The sequence below is a fragment of the Micromonospora sp. WMMD712 genome (assembly GCF_029581295.1).
In the GTDB taxonomy this organism is placed as follows: Bacteria; Actinomycetota; Actinomycetes; order Mycobacteriales; family Micromonosporaceae; genus Micromonospora; species Micromonospora carbonacea.
The window spans coordinates 3,772,938-3,788,300 of record NZ_CP120743.1; the positions used below are offsets into that span (position 1 = coordinate 3,772,938).

The 15,363-nt window shown below is 75.6% G+C and carries 11 protein-coding genes; 6 read left to right on the forward strand and 5 right to left on the reverse strand.

The annotated features are described in order from the left end of the window. Nucleotides 1–150 precede the first annotated feature (150 nt). Nucleotides 151–1,374, reverse strand: coding sequence for a DUF4032 domain-containing protein (locus O7633_RS16190; RefSeq protein WP_278129704.1), 1,224 nt, complete (start codon nt 1,372–1,374; stop codon nt 151–153). Between the two features lie 78 nt (nt 1,375–1,452). Here O7633_RS16190 and O7633_RS16195 point away from each other — a divergent pair, with 78 nt between their 5' ends. Beyond that, a complete protein-coding gene (locus tag O7633_RS16195; protein ID WP_282328366.1) occupies nt 1,453–2,229 on the forward strand; it encodes a phosphatase PAP2 family protein in 777 nt (258 codons plus the stop codon). A 10-nt stretch (nt 2,230–2,239) separates the two neighbouring features. Beyond that, on the forward strand, nt 2,240–3,490 hold the full coding sequence (locus O7633_RS16200; RefSeq protein WP_282328367.1) for an APC family permease: 1,251 nt from the start codon (nt 2,240–2,242) through the stop codon (nt 3,488–3,490). An 11-nt stretch (nt 3,491–3,501) separates the two neighbouring features. Here the strand turns inward: O7633_RS16200 and O7633_RS16205 are convergent, their stop codons facing one another. Beyond that, nucleotides 3,502–5,298 (reverse strand): potassium channel protein, encoded by a 1,797-nt coding sequence (locus O7633_RS16205; RefSeq protein ID WP_278129709.1) that lies wholly within the window; start codon nt 5,296–5,298, stop codon nt 3,502–3,504. A 99-nt stretch (nt 5,299–5,397) separates the two neighbouring features. Here O7633_RS16205 and O7633_RS16210 point away from each other — a divergent pair, with 99 nt between their 5' ends. Together O7633_RS16210 and O7633_RS16215 are read left to right on the forward strand one after the other, a co-directional pair. Beyond that, nucleotides 5,398–5,880, forward strand: a complete 483-nt coding sequence (locus O7633_RS16210; RefSeq protein ID WP_278129710.1) for an MSMEG_6728 family protein — start codon at nt 5,398–5,400, stop codon at nt 5,878–5,880. Between the two features lie 106 nt (nt 5,881–5,986). Continuing rightward, nucleotides 5,987–7,513, forward strand: coding sequence for an FAD-dependent oxidoreductase (locus O7633_RS16215; protein WP_282328368.1), 1,527 nt, complete (start codon nt 5,987–5,989; stop codon nt 7,511–7,513). Nucleotides 7,514–7,604: 91 nt separating this feature from the next. On the opposite strand, the gene adhE is transcribed toward O7633_RS16215, so the two are convergent. Beyond that, the gene (gene adhE, locus O7633_RS16220; RefSeq protein ID WP_282328369.1) at nt 7,605–10,271 is read right to left on the reverse strand and encodes a bifunctional acetaldehyde-CoA/alcohol dehydrogenase; all 2,667 of its coding nucleotides are present in this window, start codon (nt 10,269–10,271) and stop codon (nt 7,605–7,607) included. Between the two features lie 214 nt (nt 10,272–10,485). Here adhE and O7633_RS16225 point away from each other — a divergent pair, with 214 nt between their 5' ends. Together O7633_RS16225 and O7633_RS16230 are read left to right on the forward strand one after the other, a co-directional pair. Next, the gene (locus O7633_RS16225; RefSeq protein WP_282328370.1) at nt 10,486–11,997 is read left to right on the forward strand and encodes a hypothetical protein; all 1,512 of its coding nucleotides are present in this window, start codon (nt 10,486–10,488) and stop codon (nt 11,995–11,997) included. A 221-nt stretch (nt 11,998–12,218) separates the two neighbouring features. Further along, nucleotides 12,219–12,662: an HNH endonuclease gene (locus tag O7633_RS16230; protein ID WP_282328371.1), complete on the forward strand. Its 444-nt coding sequence runs from the start codon at nt 12,219–12,221 to the stop codon at nt 12,660–12,662. Between the two features lie 161 nt (nt 12,663–12,823). Here O7633_RS16230 and O7633_RS16235 read toward each other — a convergent pair whose 3' ends face one another. Together O7633_RS16235 and O7633_RS16240 are read right to left on the reverse strand one after the other, a co-directional pair. Then, nucleotides 12,824–14,470: a serine/threonine-protein kinase gene (locus O7633_RS16235; RefSeq protein WP_282328372.1), complete on the reverse strand. Its 1,647-nt coding sequence runs from the start codon at nt 14,468–14,470 to the stop codon at nt 12,824–12,826. Nucleotides 14,471–14,536: 66 nt separating this feature from the next. Then, nucleotides 14,537–15,346 carry an enoyl-CoA hydratase/isomerase family protein gene (locus O7633_RS16240; RefSeq protein WP_282328576.1) on the reverse strand — a complete coding sequence of 270 codons (810 nt, stop codon included), beginning with the start codon at nt 15,344–15,346 and terminating at the stop codon, nt 14,537–14,539. Nucleotides 15,347–15,363: the final 17 nt, after the last annotated feature.

Below are 15,363 nucleotides of genomic sequence, written 5' to 3' on the forward strand. Positions count from 1 at the left end.
TCGTTCACGACATCATCCGGTCACCGCCGACGGCCACCCGATCCATCCACGACATCAGCTCGCTAGCGTCGACGCGAGACGTTGCCGGGCAGGGCAGGGCAGGGCGGGGCAGGGCGGGGCAGGGCGGGCTGGGCAGGGCGGGCGGCCGGGTCAGGGCAGGGCGTCGACCTCGACGCCGAGGACGGCCTGCTCGTCGGGGCGGTGCACCAGCACGTCGGCCAGGTACGACTGCACGGCGTGCCGCATGCCGACGTCCCGGCCGGCGCGCTCGGAGAGCAGCCACTTGTGCTCGATGATCTGCGCGAACAGCTCCTGCGGCTCCAGCTTGCGCCGCAGGTGCGCCGGCACCGCCCGCACCACCGGCTCGAAGACCTCGGTGAGCCAGCGGTGCGACGCCTGCTGCTCGTCGGTCAGGTCGCTCTCCGCCCGGTACGCGTCGAGGTCGTTGAGCAGCTTGCGGGCCTGGTTCTCCTCGGCGTCCAGGCCGGTGAGGCGCAGCAGCCGACGGTGGTGGTAGCCCGCGTCGACCACCTTCGGCCGCACCAGGTACCGCCCGTCCCCGATGGTGGACAGGGCCACCTCCGCGACGTCGAAGCCCAGCTCGTTGAGGCGGCGGATGCGGCGCTCGATGTCGTGCCGGGCCTTCCGCTCGACCTGCTGCTCGTAGGTGATCTCGTGCCAGAGCCGCTCGTAGCGCTGCACGACCTCCTCGCACACCACCTCGGGGTCGATCGACTCGTGCAGCAGGCCGGCGGCCTGGAGGTCGAGCGCCTCGCCGAAGATGTTGACCCGGGCGATCTCCAGGTCCTCGCCGCGCTGGCCGTTGGACAGCGAGTTGTGCAGGGCCCCTGTCTCGGCGTCCACCAGGTAGGCGGCGAACGCGCCCGCGTCCCGGCGGAACAGCGTGTTCGACAGCGAGCAGTCGCCCCAGAAGAAGCCGGTGAGGTGCATCCGGACGATCAGCGCGGCCAGCGCGTCGAGCAGCCGGCCCATCGTCTCCGGGCGCAGGGTGTGGGAGAACAGCGCGCGATAGGGCAGGGAGAACTGGAGGTGCCGGGTGATCAGCACCGGGTCCAGCGGCTCCCCGTCGTCGGTCTGCCGGTCGGCGACGATCGCCACCGCCTCCACCGCGGGGAAGTCGATCCGCTCCAACGCCCGCAGCAGGTCGTACTCCCGCTCGGCGACCCGCTCGCCGGTCTCCTTGACCGCGTAGACGTACCCGCCGAGCCGGACGAAGCGCACGACGTGCCGGGAGATGCCCTGTGGCAGCGCCACCAGGTGCTCGGCAGGCCACTGCTCCAGCGGGGTCGACCACGGGAGGTCGAGCAGCGCCGGGTCCACGAGGGCAGAGGTGATCCGCACGCCGACCAGCATGACGCGTCACCCCGCCGGGACGCACCCCATCGTGCCTCGCCCCACAGCGGGCACGCGCCGGCCCGGTAGCGTGGTCGGGTGCGCGAAACCCAGACGGTACGGCGGAAAGTGCAGCTCAGGCCCGTACGCCCGGCCGGCTGGTGGTGCGACGCGCTGCTGCTCGCCGGACTGGTCGGGTTGACGGTCGCGCTCGCCGCCGACCGGCTGTTCGGCGTCGACCGCGCGATCGCAGACTGGGCGGAGGCGCACCGGCCCGGTGCGGCGTACTGGGTGGCGGTCGTGTTCAACTACCTGGGCCAGGGCACCCCGCTGACGCTGATCGCGCTGGGCATGGGGGTGTTGCTGGCCGTCCGGGTGCGCTCGGTGCGCCCGGTGCTGCCGCCGGTGCTCGCCTTCGTGTTCACCCTCTTCACCATCGGTCCGCTGAAGGTGTGGACCGCCCGGCCCGCACCGAGCGCCAGCGTCAAGGAGCCGTTCCTGCCCCCCGAGGCGACCCTGCCGCTGTTCCAGCACGACCTGCCGGTGCGGTTCGCCCAGTCCTACCCGTCGGGCCATGTCGCCAACGCCATCGTCTGGTACGGCGTCATCGCGCTGCTGCTGACGCCGCTGCTGGCCGGCTTCGGCCGGACCGTGCCGCCCCGGCTGGTGGCCGTCGTCCGGCTGGTTCCGCCGGCCGTCGTGCTCTGCACCACGACCTACCTGGGGTGGCACTGGTTGACCGACTCGGTGGCCGGGCTGCTGCTGGGACTTCTGCTGCACCGGCTGCTGCACCGGGTGCCGTGGGACGACCTGCCGCTGCCCCGGCGGTGGCTGGGCGGCTGGGACCGTCCCGCGCTGTTCACCTCGGCCCCCTAGGGTCCGAGGCGTGGAACGGCTGGCGCGGCGGTTGGGCGTACGCGATGCGGTGGTCATCGGTCTGGGGTCGATGCTCGGCGCGGGCGTCTTCGTGGTCTTCGCCCCGGCGGCGGCGTCGGCCGGCGGGGTGGGCCTGCTGGTGGCGCTGGCCCTCGCCGGGTTCGTGGCGTTCTGCAACGCGACCAGCTCGGCCCGCCTCGCGGCCCGCTACCCGGAGTCCGGCGGCACGTACGTCTACGGGCGGGAGCGGCTGGGCCCGTTCGCCGGTTTCGTGGCGGGCTGGGGCTTCGTGGTCGGCAAGACGGCGAGCTGCGCGGCGATGGCGCTGACCATCGGGGCGTACCTCTGGCCGGGGCGCGCTCGGCTCGTCGCCGTCGTCGCCGTCGCGGCGGTGACCGCCGTGAACCTGCGCGGCATCGGCAAGACCGCGACGGCCACGAAGGCCCTGGTGGGCGTGGTGCTGGCGGTGCTGGCCCTGGTCGCCGGGGCCGGCCTGCTCGGCGGCGGCTTCGACGCGGCCCGGATCGCCGGGCCCGGCGTCTCCAGCAGCCCCGGCGGGCACGGCGTGCTGGCCGCCGCCGGGCTGCTCTTCTTCGCCTTCGCCGGGTACGCCCGGATCGCCACCCTCGGCGAGGAGGTGCGCGACCCGGAGCGGACGATCCCCCGGGCGGTGCCGCTGGCCCTCGGCGTGGTGCTGGCGATCTACCTGGTGCTGGCGGTGGTGGCGCTCGGCGTGCTCGGCCCCGGGCGGCTGGGCGCGTCCGCCGCGCCCCTGGCCGACGTGGTGACCGCCGCCGGGCTGCCCGGCCTCGCCTGGGTGGTGCGGGCCGGGGCGACCGTGGCCGTGACCGGCGTGCTGCTGTCGCTGGTCGCCGGGGTGGGCCGGACCCTGCTGGCGATGGCCCGCCGCCGGGACGTGCCGCACGGCCTGGCCGCCGTGCACCCCGTGCGCCGGGTGCCGCACCGGGCCGAGCTGGCGGTGGCCGCCGTGGTGACGGCCGTGGTGCTCGTCGGCGACGTGCGCGGGGCGATCGGCTTCTCCAGCTGCACCGTGCTGGTCTACTACGCGATCACCAACGCGTCGGCGCTCACGCTGGGCCGCGACCCGGGCCGCCGGCTGCCGGTGCGGCTGCTCGCCGTGCTGGGGCTGGTCGGCTGCGTGGCGCTCGCGGTCAGCCTGCCGCTGGCCAGCGTCCTGGCCGGGTTCGGCGTGCTAGCCCTGGGCGCCGCCTGGTACGCCCTGCGCCCCCGGCACCACTGATCAGCCGGGCCTCATTCCTCGCTCGTGCGGGGCGGGGGTGGGCCGGTCGGGGCGGCGGGCGGGGGCTCCGGGGCGGGCGGGGTCGTCTCGCGCAGCAGGGCGGTCAGCCCCGCGCGGCGGGCCACCACGGTCAGCCGGTCCCCGGCCGTGATCACCAGGCGGGGGTCGGCCGACCAGTCCGCCTTCTGGCCGGGGCGGGCGTGCGCGAGCAGGCGTACCGCGCCGGGCCGGGCCACGGCGGACAGCGGGCGGCCGTCCAGCGGCGACCCGGCGACCACCTGGACCTCGGTGACCAGCAGCGCGTGCCGGCCGACCGGGATGGTGGCGATCACCGCCCGGTCCAGCAGCGCGGCCGCGAACGACGGCGCGGCGAGATACGACACGCTGCGCGAGATGCCGATGCCGAACGCCTTCTGGACGCGCTCGGCGAAGTCGCCGTCGAACAGGCGCAGCACCACCCGCAGGTCGGGGGTGAGCCCCCGCGCGTTCAGCGCGGCCCGCAGGTTGACATCGTCGTCGGTGGAGACCACCACGAGGGCCTGGCAGGTCTCGACGGACGCCGACCGCAGCGTCTCCTCCCGACCGGCGTCGCCGATCACCACCGGCACGCCGAGCCGGTGCGCCAGCGACGCGCCCCGGGCGTCCGGGTCCTTGTCGATGGCCACCACCTCGACGCCGAAGTCGTTGAGCTGGGCCATGACGCGGGTGCCGATGTTGCCCAGCCCGACGACCACGACGTGCCCGGACCGGGCGGGCTGGATCCGGCCGGTGTGCAGGGCCAGCCGGGCGTTGACGATCCCGTCGACGACCACGGCCGTGATCAGCGGGATCAGCGCCAGCCCGGCCAGGTTGAGCACCACCTGCATGACCTGCGCGGCGACGGGCTTGGTGACGTCCGGATCCTCGCCGGTGAGCGTGGTGACCAGGGTGAGGTAGAGCGCGTCGGCCCAGCCCACGTGCGCGGCCCGGGCGTTGAGCCCGCCCAGCGCGGCGATGACGGCCAGCAGCACCAGCACCGCGATCCCGATCTTGCGGGTGGCGAAGCTGCGGACCGCGCGCACCAGCACGGCGACGGGCCGTCGGCGGCGGCGGGCCCGGACCAGCCGGCGGGCGGCCAGCTCCGTGCCGGGCGGCTGCCCGGTCGCCTCGGCCAGCACCACGTCGGCCGTGGCCTCGTCGGCGGGCAGGACGTGCGGCCGGGCCGCGTCCCGGGTGTCGGCCACCCCGCACACCACGTCCTTCGCGCGTACGTCGGCGCGGCGCGCCACGTAGAGGGTGCGCCCGCCGTGCCGGAAGTGCGTCGGGGCGACCTCGCCGAGGGCGGCGGCCACGAACGCGGGGGCGGCCATGGAGGCGTCGGAGAGCACCGCCGAGTCGGGGAAGAGCTGCCGCAGCCCGTTGGCGAGGCTCGTGTTGAACATGCGCACCACCAGCCGCAGCCGGGGCTCCACCTCCTGCGCGCAGAGCGCGGCGTGCATGTTGCCGACGTCGTCCTGGTGCAGCAGCGCCAGCCCGTCCGCGCCGGCCAGGCCCGCCCGCCGGAACGTCACCTCGTCGAGCCGGTCGGCGCGGACGACGTGGAGGCCGGGGACGTCGCGCCCGTCGGGGCCGTCGGAGCGGCGGCGCTCCGGCACCACCAGGGTGATCCGGGCCCGGCCGGAGTCCAGCTCGGCGGCGAGCAGCGCCCGCACCACCCAGTAGGCCAGCGGGTCCGACCCGCAGACGACGTAGTGCGGGCGGGTCTCCCCGTTCATCCGCAGCCGCCAGCCGGTCGCGCGGCGCGCGCGGTCGCGCAGGGGCTCCGCCATGCGCCGAATCGTAGTCAGCGGCGCGGAGCCCGCGCAGCCCCGTGATCATGAACGTTCGTCGGGAACGATTGTCGGGCCCGGGGGCGGGTAGAGCGGGGCATGCAGACGTTCCTGCCGTACCCGGACTTCCTGGCCAGCGCTCGGGCGCTGGACACCCGGCGGCTCGGCAAGCAGCGGGTGGAGGCCATCCAGGTGCTGCGCGGGCTGACCCGGCCGGGTTACGGCTGGCGCAACCACCCGGCGGTGAAGATGTGGGCCGGATACGAGGAGGCGCTGGTCCGCTACGGCCTGGACGTCTGCGCGGTGTGGTGCGGGCCGGGGCGGGCCGACACCTGCGCGGCGACGCTGGTCGCCGACCTCGCCGCCGCCTGCGGCGTGACCGCCGTACGCACCCAGGCGGAGCTGGCCGACGCCGGTGAGCTGCCGCCGTGGCTGGGCCGCGACGACCTGCACCGCAGCCACCGCTCGTCGCTGCTGCGCAAGGACCCAGACCACTACCGCCCGATCTTCGGCGACGTCGACCCGGGCCTGGAGTACGTCTGGCCCGCCTCCGACCGCGAGCGCCGCTGCCCCGCGCGCTGAGGTGGCGCGCGCTCGCCGGGTGCCGGGTGCCGGGTAAGAAGGGGACCCTTCTCTACCGCAGGCGTTAACAGGGGGCCCTTCCTTGCACCTCGGGCAGACTGGGCGCATGGCACTGTCTCAGATGGCGGGTCGGCTGATCGGCGTACGGCAGCACGTGGTGGACCCGGGCGGCGGTGGCGCCCACCGCGTGCCGCACCCGGTGGAGGCCGTGGTCGTCGGCGGCGGGATCGCCGGCATGTCGGCGGCGGTGGTGCTCGCCGAGCGCGGGGTGCGGGTGACCGTGCTGGAGGCCGCGCCGACCCTCGGCGGCCGGCTCGGCGCGTGGCCGCAGGAGCTGGCCGACGGCGTCCAGGCCAACGAGCACGGCTTCCACGCGTTCTTCCGGCAGTACTACAACTGGCGGTCGATCCTGCGCCGGGTCGATCCGGAGCTGCGCTTCCTCAGGCCGGTGCCGGGCTACCCGATCCTGAGCGCCGACTGGCCCACGGAGGAGTTCGGGCGGCTGCCGCCGGCCCCGCCGGCCAACCTGCTCGCCCTGCTGCTGCGCAGCCCCAGCCTGCGCCTGGCCGACCTGCGGGCGATGGACCGGGACGCCGCGCTGCCGCTGCTCACCTACGACCCGGTGCGCACGTACGCCGAGTTCGACGGCACCACCGCCGACGAGCTGCTGGACTCGCTGCGGCTGCCCGACCGGGCCCGGGCGATGCTGTTCGAGGTCTTCTCCCACTCGTTCTTCAACCACGAGGCGGAGATGTCGGCGGCCGAGATGATCGCCCAGTTCCACTTCTATCTGCTCGGCAACCCGGAGGGGCTGGCGTTCGACTGCCCCGACGAGGACTACGGCACCGCCATCTGGCAGCCGCTGGCCCGGCACGTCGAGCGCCACGGCGGGCGGGTGCTGACGGGTGTCGCCGCGACCCGGCTGGACCGCACCCCCGACGGCTGGCGGGTGGGCGCCGCCGACGGCAGCGCGTACCCGGCCGGGCACGTGGTGCTCGCCGTCGACCCGCCGGCCCTGGCCGCCCTCGTCGCCGCCTCGCCGGTGCTGGCCGGGGCCGCCCCGGAGCTGGTCGCGGCGATGCCCGCGTTCGGCACCCCCGGCCCGCCGTACGCGGTCGCCCGCTACTGGTGCGACGGGGACGTCGACGCGGGGCGGGCGGTGTTCAGCGGGGTGTCCCGGCAGCCCACCCTGGACTCGGTGACGCTCTACCACCGGCTGGAGAACGAGTCGCGCCGCTGGGCGGAGCGCACCGGCGGCTCGGTGCTGGAGCTGCACGCGTACGCCTGCGAGCCGGGCGTGCCGGCCGAGGAGCTGGCGGAGCGGATGCGCGCCGAGCTGGTGGCGCTCTGGCCGGAGGCGGCCCGGCTGCGGGTGCGCGAGCTGCGGGCCCGGGTGGAGGCGCAGGCCCCGGCGTTCACCCCGGGCGGTCACGCCGGGCGGCCGGGGGTACGCACCGAGGCCGACGGGCTCTACCTGGCCGGCGACGGCATCCGCACCGACTTCCCGAGCGCCCTGATGGAGCGGTCCGCGGCGACGGGGATCGTCGCCGCGAACCACATCCTGCGCGCCGAGGGCGGGGCGGCCGAACCGGTCCGCTCGATCCGCCCCCGCGGCCTCCTCGCCCGCCGGTAAGGAAGGGCCCCTTGTTAACGCTTTCTGTATAGGAGGGGCCCCCTCCTAACGCCTGCGCCGAGCGGCTCGCCGGCAGGCGGGCCGCTGCGCGTCAGGCGGTCCAGCGCGTGCCGTGGTACGCCGCCCGCATGAGCTGCTGCATGTCGTCGAGCATCGGCATCCTCGGGTTGGCCGGCGCGCACTGGTCCTCGTACGCGTTGAGCGCCTGCTGCGGCAGGGCCGCCTCGAACGCCGCCTCGTCCACGCCGATCGCGGCGAACGACGGCTCGATGCCGACCGCGTCGCGCAGCCGCTCCACGGCCGCCGCCAGCGACTCGACGCCCTCGGCCGGGGTGGCCGCCGGCAGGCCCAGCGTGCGGGCGATCTCGGCGAACCGCTCCGGCGCGCGGTAGCTCTCGTACTTGGGCCAGCCGGAGAGCTTCGACGGGACGGTGCCGTTGTAGCGGATGACGTGCGGCAGCAGCACCGCGTTGGTGCGCCCGTGGGCGATGTGGAAGGTCGCCCCGAGGGTGTGCGACATGGCGTGCACGATGCCGAGGAACGCGCTGCCGAACGCCATCCCGGCGATGGTGCCGGCGTTGTGCATCCGTTCCCGCGCCTCGGCGGCGTCGCCCGCCACAGCGTGCGCCCGGGGCCACGCGTCGCCGCCGGTCCCGGCGGGGCCCGCGTCGCCACCGGTCACCGAGCGCTCCAGGTTGGCGAAGATCAGCCGGATCGCGTGCAGGGCCGGGCCGTCGGTGAAGTCGTTGGCGTAGACCGACACGTACGCCTCGATGGCGTGGGTGAGCGCGTCGAAGCCGCTGTCGGCGGCGATGGCGCGCGGCATGCTGGCGGTCAGCACCGGGTCGACGATCGCCACGGTCGGGGTGAGCGCGTAGTCCGCGAGCGGGTACTTCTTGCCGGTACGGCGGTCGGTGATGACGGCGAACGGGGTCACCTCCGCCCCGGTGCCCGAGGTGGTCGGCACGCAGACCAGCCGGGCCTTCTCGCCGAGGGTGGGGAAGGCGAAGGCGCGCTTGCGGATGTCGAAGAACTTCTCCCGCAGGTCGTCGAAGACCACCTCGGGGTGCTCGTAGCGCAGCCACATGACCTTGGCGGCGTCCATCGCCGAGCCGCCGCCGAGGGCGATGATCGTGTCCGGCTGGAAGGACCGCATCAGGGCGGCGCCCCGGTCGACGGTCTCCACGCTGGGCTCGGGCTCGACGTCGTCGATGATCTGGAGCGCGACGTGGCCGGGGCGGCGCTGGAGCATCCGGTTGACCCGGTCGACGAAGCCGAGGCGGGTCATGGTGGCGTCGGTGACGACGGTGACCCGGTGCACGTCCGGCATCTCGGCGAGGTACCGGATCGCGTTCGGCTCGAAGTAGATCTTCGACGGGACCTTGAACCACTGCATGTTGTTGGTCCGCCGGCCGATCCGCTTGATGTTGACCAGGTTGACCGCCGAGACGTTGTTCGACACCGAGTTGCGGCCGTAGCTGCCGCAGCCGAGGGTGAGCGACGGCAGGAAGGCGTTGTACATGTCGCCGATGCCGCCCTGGGAGGCCGGCGAGTTCCAGATGATCCGCACGGCCTTGACCCGCTGCCCGAACTCGTCGACCAGCGCCTCGTCCTCGGTGTGGATCACCGCGCTGTGGCCGAGGCCGTGGAACTCGACCATCTCCTCGGCATACCGCAGGCCCTGCTCGCGGGTCGCGGCGCGCAGCACCGCGAGGACCGGGCAGAGCTTCTCCCGGGTCAGCGGCTCGTCGGGACCGACGCGGTCGACCTCGGCCAGGATGATCGAGGTACGCGGCGGCACGGCGAAGCCGGCGCGCTCGGCGATCCACTCCGCCGACCGGCCGACGACGTCCGGGTTGAGCCGGCCGGCGGGGAACAGCAGCGCCTCCAGCTTCGCCTTGTCCTGCGTCGACGCCACGTACGCGTGCAGGGCCCGGAACTCGTCGAGCGCCGCGTCGGCGACGGCCTCGTCGAGGATCACCGCCTGCTCCGAGGCGCAGATCATGCCGTTGTCGAACGCCTTGGACAGCACGATGTCGTTGACGGCACGCTTGAGCTTCGCGCTGGCCTCGACGTACGCGGGCACGTTGCCCGCCCCGACGCCGAGCGCCGGCTTGCCCGCCGAGTACGCCGCGCGGACCATCGCGTTGCCGCCGGTGGCGAGGATGGTCGCGATGCCGGGGTGGTGCATGAGCGCGGTGGTCGCCTCGACCGACGGCTGCTCGATCCACTGGACGCAGTGCTCGGGCGCGCCCGCCGCGACGGCCGCGTCGCGGACCGTGCGGGCCGCCTCCACGCTGCACCGCTGCGCCGACGGGTGGAACGCGAAGACGATCGGGTTGCGGGTCTTCAGCGCCAGCAGGGCCTTGAAGATGGTGGTCGAGGTGGGGTTGGTGACCGGGGTGATGCCGGCGACGACGCCGACCGGGTCGGCGATCTCCACGATGCCGTCGATCTCGTCGCGGTTGATGATCCCGACGGTCCGCACCCGCGCCATGCTGTGCGTGACGTGCTCGCAGGCGAAGATGTTCTTGACGGCCTTGTCCTCGAAGACCCCCCGGCCGGTCTCCGTCACGGCGAGCCGGGCGAGTTCGGCGTGCCGGTCCAGCGCGGCCACGGACGCCTTGCGGACGATCCGGTCGATCTCCTCCTGGGTGAACCGGTCGTACTCGGCCAGGGCCTTGAGCCCGTCGGAGACGAGTGCGTCGACCATGGCGTCGAGCTCGGTCGACGGGGCGGTCCTCGGTTCGGCCTTCATCTGTCACACCTCGGCGGTTGCGGCGTCAGGGTCATCTTCAGCATCGATCGCCGACGATTCCGGCGGTGGTGCGTAAGGGCCCCTCCGGCACCGCCGAAGGTCCCGACCCCGAGCCTCAATTCTCCACAAATCAAACTATTGGTGCATATGCTCGAAAGGGTGCCGGGGCGGCCGGTGGGGCCCACCCGGGAGGTCGGACGGGGGTGTCGGCACGATGTCGACGGTGCACCGGCGGGGCGCGGGACACGAACCGGCCGTCGCCGACGCGGCCGACGGGCCGGCGACCGGCAACCAGGCCGGCGGGACGACGACCGGCGGCCGAGCGGGCGACCCGGCCGGCAGGGCGACAGCCGGCGACCGGGCCGGCAGGGCGCACGGTGCGCCGACCGGCGAGTCGACGTCCGGCGGGGCGCACGGCGGGACGACGCTCAGCGAGGCACACGGCAGGACGACGTTCAGCGAGGCACACGGCGGGACGACGCTCAGCGAGGCACACGGCTGGTCGGCCGGCGACGCCGTCGGTCGCCGGGGCGACGACGCGGTCGGGCGGCTCCGGGACGAGCAGGGCTGCGTCGCGACGGCCCTGCGGCTGGGCTGGTGGATGGCCGACGCCTACCACCACGCGCAGACCGCCGACCTGTCGACGCCGCAGCGACGCCCGGGCGGGCCGCCGGTGAAGCTGACCAACCTCACCGAGATGTCCGGCCGGCGGCGGCTGCGGATGTACCTCGACGGGATCGACGTCGCGCTGGCCCAGATCGCCGAGCTGACCGGCACCGGCTCCACCGCGCCGTCCGCCGCCGCCGTCCGGGCCGCCACCCCGGCCGAGGCCACCCCGGCAGCCGGGGCGACGACGGTCCCGCCCGCCGCGGCGGTCCCGGCAGCCGGGGCAACGATGGTGGCCGAGGTGGCGGCGCTGCTGCTCGCCCTGGACGACCTCAACGTGGACGTGCTGCGCTGGACCATGGCCACGAACCCCCGGGTCGGGCTGGCGTACCGCCTCGGCCGGTCGCTGGCCGACACCGTCCGGCACGGCGAGGCCGACCAGGTGCCGTGGCGCTTCGCCGGCCGGCAGCACGAGATCAGCCGGTGGCTCGACGAGCTGGCCAGCGTGCTGCCGCCGTACTCGGCCGCCGTGGTGCGCCGGTCGCTGCGGGCGTGGGCCGACGCGGTCGCCCGGGCCCGGTCGGGCGATCCGGCCGAGGCCGGCCTCGACGAGTTGGCCCGCGAGCTGCGCAACCAGGGCGACCGGTGGCGCAACGTGCTGACCGGCGGGCTGCACCCGCGGGACCTGCTCGACGAGGAGGACTACGCGGTCGTCGCCCGCAACGTGATCATCCGGGACCGGAAGCTGGCCGTGCAGGCGGCCCGGGGGATCTTCTGGCCCGTGCTCGTACCGCTGCTGGTGGTGCTGTTCGCGGTGGTCGGGGTGAGCGCCGCCGCGGCGGCCGGCTCCCCCGCCACCCGCGCGGCCGTCGCCCTGGTCGGGCTCGGGGCCGGGCTGACCGCGGTCTGGCGGACGGTGTCCGGACCGGCCCTCGCGGTCGCCGGGGAGGTGAACCGGCCGCTGCTGGAGGGGGAGCTGACCGTGCGGATGGCCCGGCGGGTCGACGGGCCGCTGGCCGACGCGCGGGCCGCCGCCCGCGCCCGGCGGCAGGGCCACCCCGACCAGGTCCCCGGAGGATCGAAATACGTTGCCGGCCTCTCCCCCGCCGACCTACCGTGATCGCGCAAGGTCAACCAGCCAACCGGGAGACGGTCATGTCGTTGTCGCACGTCAGAGGCGTGTCGTCGGCGCCACCCGTCGACGGTTGCCGATTCGCCGCGCCCCGGGACGGGCGGCCCGGCTGACGCGCGTCCGCACGCGTCGAGCCGCCCGTCCCCGCCGGACCCGGGCGGCTCTTCGCTGTCCGGCCCGACCCACCGTCGCCCCTGGAAGGAGACCCGGTGGACGCCGTCCTCGTCATCAACGCCGACCTCGGCCCGCTGCACCGGGTCACCGTCCAGCACGCGATCCGGATGCTCTGCCGGCGGGTCGCCGAGATCCACGAGGCCGAGCCGGACCGGGTGATCGGGGTCTTCCCGGTCCCCCGGGTGGTCCGTCTCGTCCGGTACGTGGTGACCCGCTGGCGGTTGCGCGCCGGCCCGGCCTGGTCCCGGGCGGGTGTGCTGCGCCGCGACGACCGGTGCTGCGCCTACTGCAGCGGGCCGGCCAGCACCGTCGACCATGTCCTGCCCCGCTCGCGCGGCGGCCGCAACACCTGGCGCAACACCACCGCCGCCTGCTACGCGTGCAACCAGCGCAAGGGCGACCGGACGCCGGCCGAGGCGGGCATGCCGCTGCGGCACGAGCCGGCCGTACCGAGCTGGGCGTCGCTGGCCGGGCGGTGACCGGCCGGCCGGCGGGAACGGGGGGCCGCGTCGGGGTACGCCCCGGCGCGGCGCCCGCCGGCCCCGGCCGGATCACCGGAGGCAGCGCCGCCTCAGGCAGCCCCAACTGAGGCACGGTCGGCGACGGTACGGCCCGCTGCGGCCGGCCGCCGCGGGCAGGGTCAGCGCTCGGTTTCGCGTACCTTGGGCACCACCTTGCCGTTGGCGCACTTCGCCCTGATCTCGCTGGCCCGGGTCGCGGAGCCGAGCACGACGCGGATCTCCCGGGCGGGGCCCGGCACGTACTCCTCGACCTGGTAGCCGTCCGCGGGCACGGTCGACGTCACCGCCGCGCTCTTGCCCGTGCAGGCGACCCGGACGGTGCCGCCGTTCGCGCGCACCGCGACCGCCGGCGGCTCGGCGGGGCCCGGCTCGGCCGGGTCGTCGCCGGTGCCCGGAGCGGGTGGCGACCCGGACGCGGACGGGGACGGGGCCGCCGACGGCGACCTGCCCGACTCGGCGGGGGCCGACGGGCCCGGGGCACCGCCGCCCGGGGTGGGGTCGCGTGTCGGGCCGCCCGGGCGCGGCGAACCGCCGGCCCCGCCGGGCAGACCGACGTCGCCGGTGGGCCGGCCCCCGCCGACGGGGGCGACGACCTCGTCGGCGGAGGGCGCCGGCGACCCGGTCGGACCGGCCGTCCCGGGCCGGTGCGGGCGGGCCGAGTCGGCGAGCGAGCCGGCGGTCGCCACGGCGATGACCAGCGCGGCGGCGACCACGAGCAGGGCCCGGTACCTCCGCCGGGCCGGGCCCCGACGGGACGCGGGGCGCGGCGTCGACCCGCGCGGCGCGTCGCCGGGGCCGGCCTCCGCCCCGGCCCTGCCCGCGGCACCGGACCGACCGGCACCCCCGCCGGACCGGTCGGCACCGGCGGCGGCCGGGCCGGCACCGGCAGCGGCCGGGCCGGCACCGGCGGCGGCGGGGGCCGGCTCGGACCGGGCCGCCTCCCCGACCCGCATCCGGGTGACCACCGCCGCCAGTCGCGCCGCCGCCTCCTCCGCGGACGGCCGGGCGGCCGGGTCCTTGGCGAGGCAGCGCCGGCACAGCTCGGCCACCTCGGCCGGCACGCCGTCGACCGGCGGCAGGGGCCTCGGCTCGACGTAGACGTGGGCGCGCAGCATCTGGGTGGGGGTGTCGGTCGCCCAGGGCAGCTCGTCGGTGAGCACGAGGTGGACGAGCAGCCCGAGCGCGTAGACGTCGGAGGCGGGCACCACCTCCCCGGCGTCGAGCCGCTCCGGGGCCAGGTAGGCGGGGGTGCCCAGCAGCCGGCCGTCGAAGTCGATCTCCGGCTGGCCGACGGCGGCGGCCGTGCCGAAGTCGACCACCTTCGCCCCGGACGGCGTGAGCACGACGTTGGCGGGCTTGACGTCGCGGTGCACCAGATCCCGGGCGTGCGCCGCGGCGAGCGCGGCGGCCACCTCGGCGCAGATCCGCAGCCCCTCCACCGCCGGCAGCGGCCCGTCGTCGAGCCGCCGGGCCAGGGTGGGACCGGGCAGCAGCTCCATCACCACGTACGGCGCGAGCTCGCCGGTGCGGGTCAGCGCCTCGCCGTAGTCGTAGACGTTGGTGACGTTCGGGTGCGAGAGCCGGGCGGCGGCCGTCGCCTCGGCCCGGATCCGTCGGCGGGCGGCCCGGTCCGAGCCGAGCAGCACCTTGACCGCCACCTCGCGTTCCAGCAGCTCGTCGTACGCCCGGTGGACCACCGCCGTGCCGCCCTTGCCGATGCGATCTCCCAGGCGGTACCGGCCGTTGAGAAATTGATCGATCTGCACCGGCACAGCGTGCCAGCACGGGCCCCGGCACACCAACCGATCATCGAGACGACCCGATCGGGCAGGTCACCGCCCGGGAGCCGGGCGGTCCAGAGTGGAGGGTACGTCGGCGACGGGCGGGGCCCAGCCGAACCGGGGCGCCCGACGCCCGTTGGCGGCCGCCACCCCCTCCCGGGCCTCGCCGCTGTCCCGGACCTGCCCGTGCCACCAGGCGATCCGTTCCGCGTCGGCCCGGTCGTCGACGATCTCCTTCGCGGCGGCGACGGAGAGCCGGGAGCGCTCGGCGATCGTGGCGGTGAGCGCCGCCACCCGGGCGGCGAGACCGTCCGGCGGCAGCACCTCGTCGACCAGCCCGATCCGCAGGGCCCGCCCGGCGTCGATCAACTCGGCGGTGAAGAGCAGGTGCTTCGCGGCGGACGGGCCGACCAGCCGGGCCAGCCGCCGGGTGGTGGGCGCGGGATAGACCAGGCCGAGCCGGGCCGGGGGCACCCCGAACCGGGCGTCGGCGGCGGCGAGCCGCAGGTCGCACGCCACCGCGAGCTGACAGCCGCCCCCGACGCACGCGCCCTCGATGGCGGCGACGGTCGGCCGGGCGAACGCGGCGAGCCGCTCCTCGGCGGCGACGGCGATGCTGGCGTCACCGGCGTCGAGCAGTTCGTCGAGGTCACCGAGGTCGGCCCCGGCGCAGAAGGTGCCGGCCGCGCCGGTGAGCACCAGCGCGCGGACCCGCTCGTCGGCCTCCAGCCGGTCCAGCAGCACCGGCAGCCGCCGCCACATCGCCGGGGTCATCGCGTTGCGTCGGCCCGGATTGGAGATCACGATCGTGGCCACCGGGCCGGCCGTCCCGACGGTCAGCTCCGCGTCCGGCACCGCCACCATCCCCCGACGATAAC

Bases quoted from the DNA above. Each gene is read 5' to 3' on its own strand.
- O7633_RS16225 (WP_282328370.1), top strand. From the start codon at position 10,486: ATGTCGACGGTGCACCGGCGGGGCGCGGGACACGAACCGGCCGTCGCC.
- O7633_RS16210 (WP_278129710.1), top strand. From the start codon at position 5,398: ATGCAGACGTTCCTGCCGTACCCGGACTTCCTGGCCAGCGCTCGGGCG.
- O7633_RS16190 (WP_278129704.1), bottom strand. From the start codon at position 1,374: ATGCTGGTCGGCGTGCGGATCACCTCTGCCCTCGTGGACCCGGCGCTG.
- O7633_RS16215 (WP_282328368.1), top strand. From the start codon at position 5,987: ATGGCACTGTCTCAGATGGCGGGTCGGCTGATCGGCGTACGGCAGCAC.
- adhE (WP_282328369.1), bottom strand. From the start codon at position 10,271: ATGAAGGCCGAACCGAGGACCGCCCCGTCGACCGAGCTCGACGCCATG.
- O7633_RS16205 (WP_278129709.1), bottom strand. From the start codon at position 5,298: ATGGCGGAGCCCCTGCGCGACCGCGCGCGCCGCGCGACCGGCTGGCGG.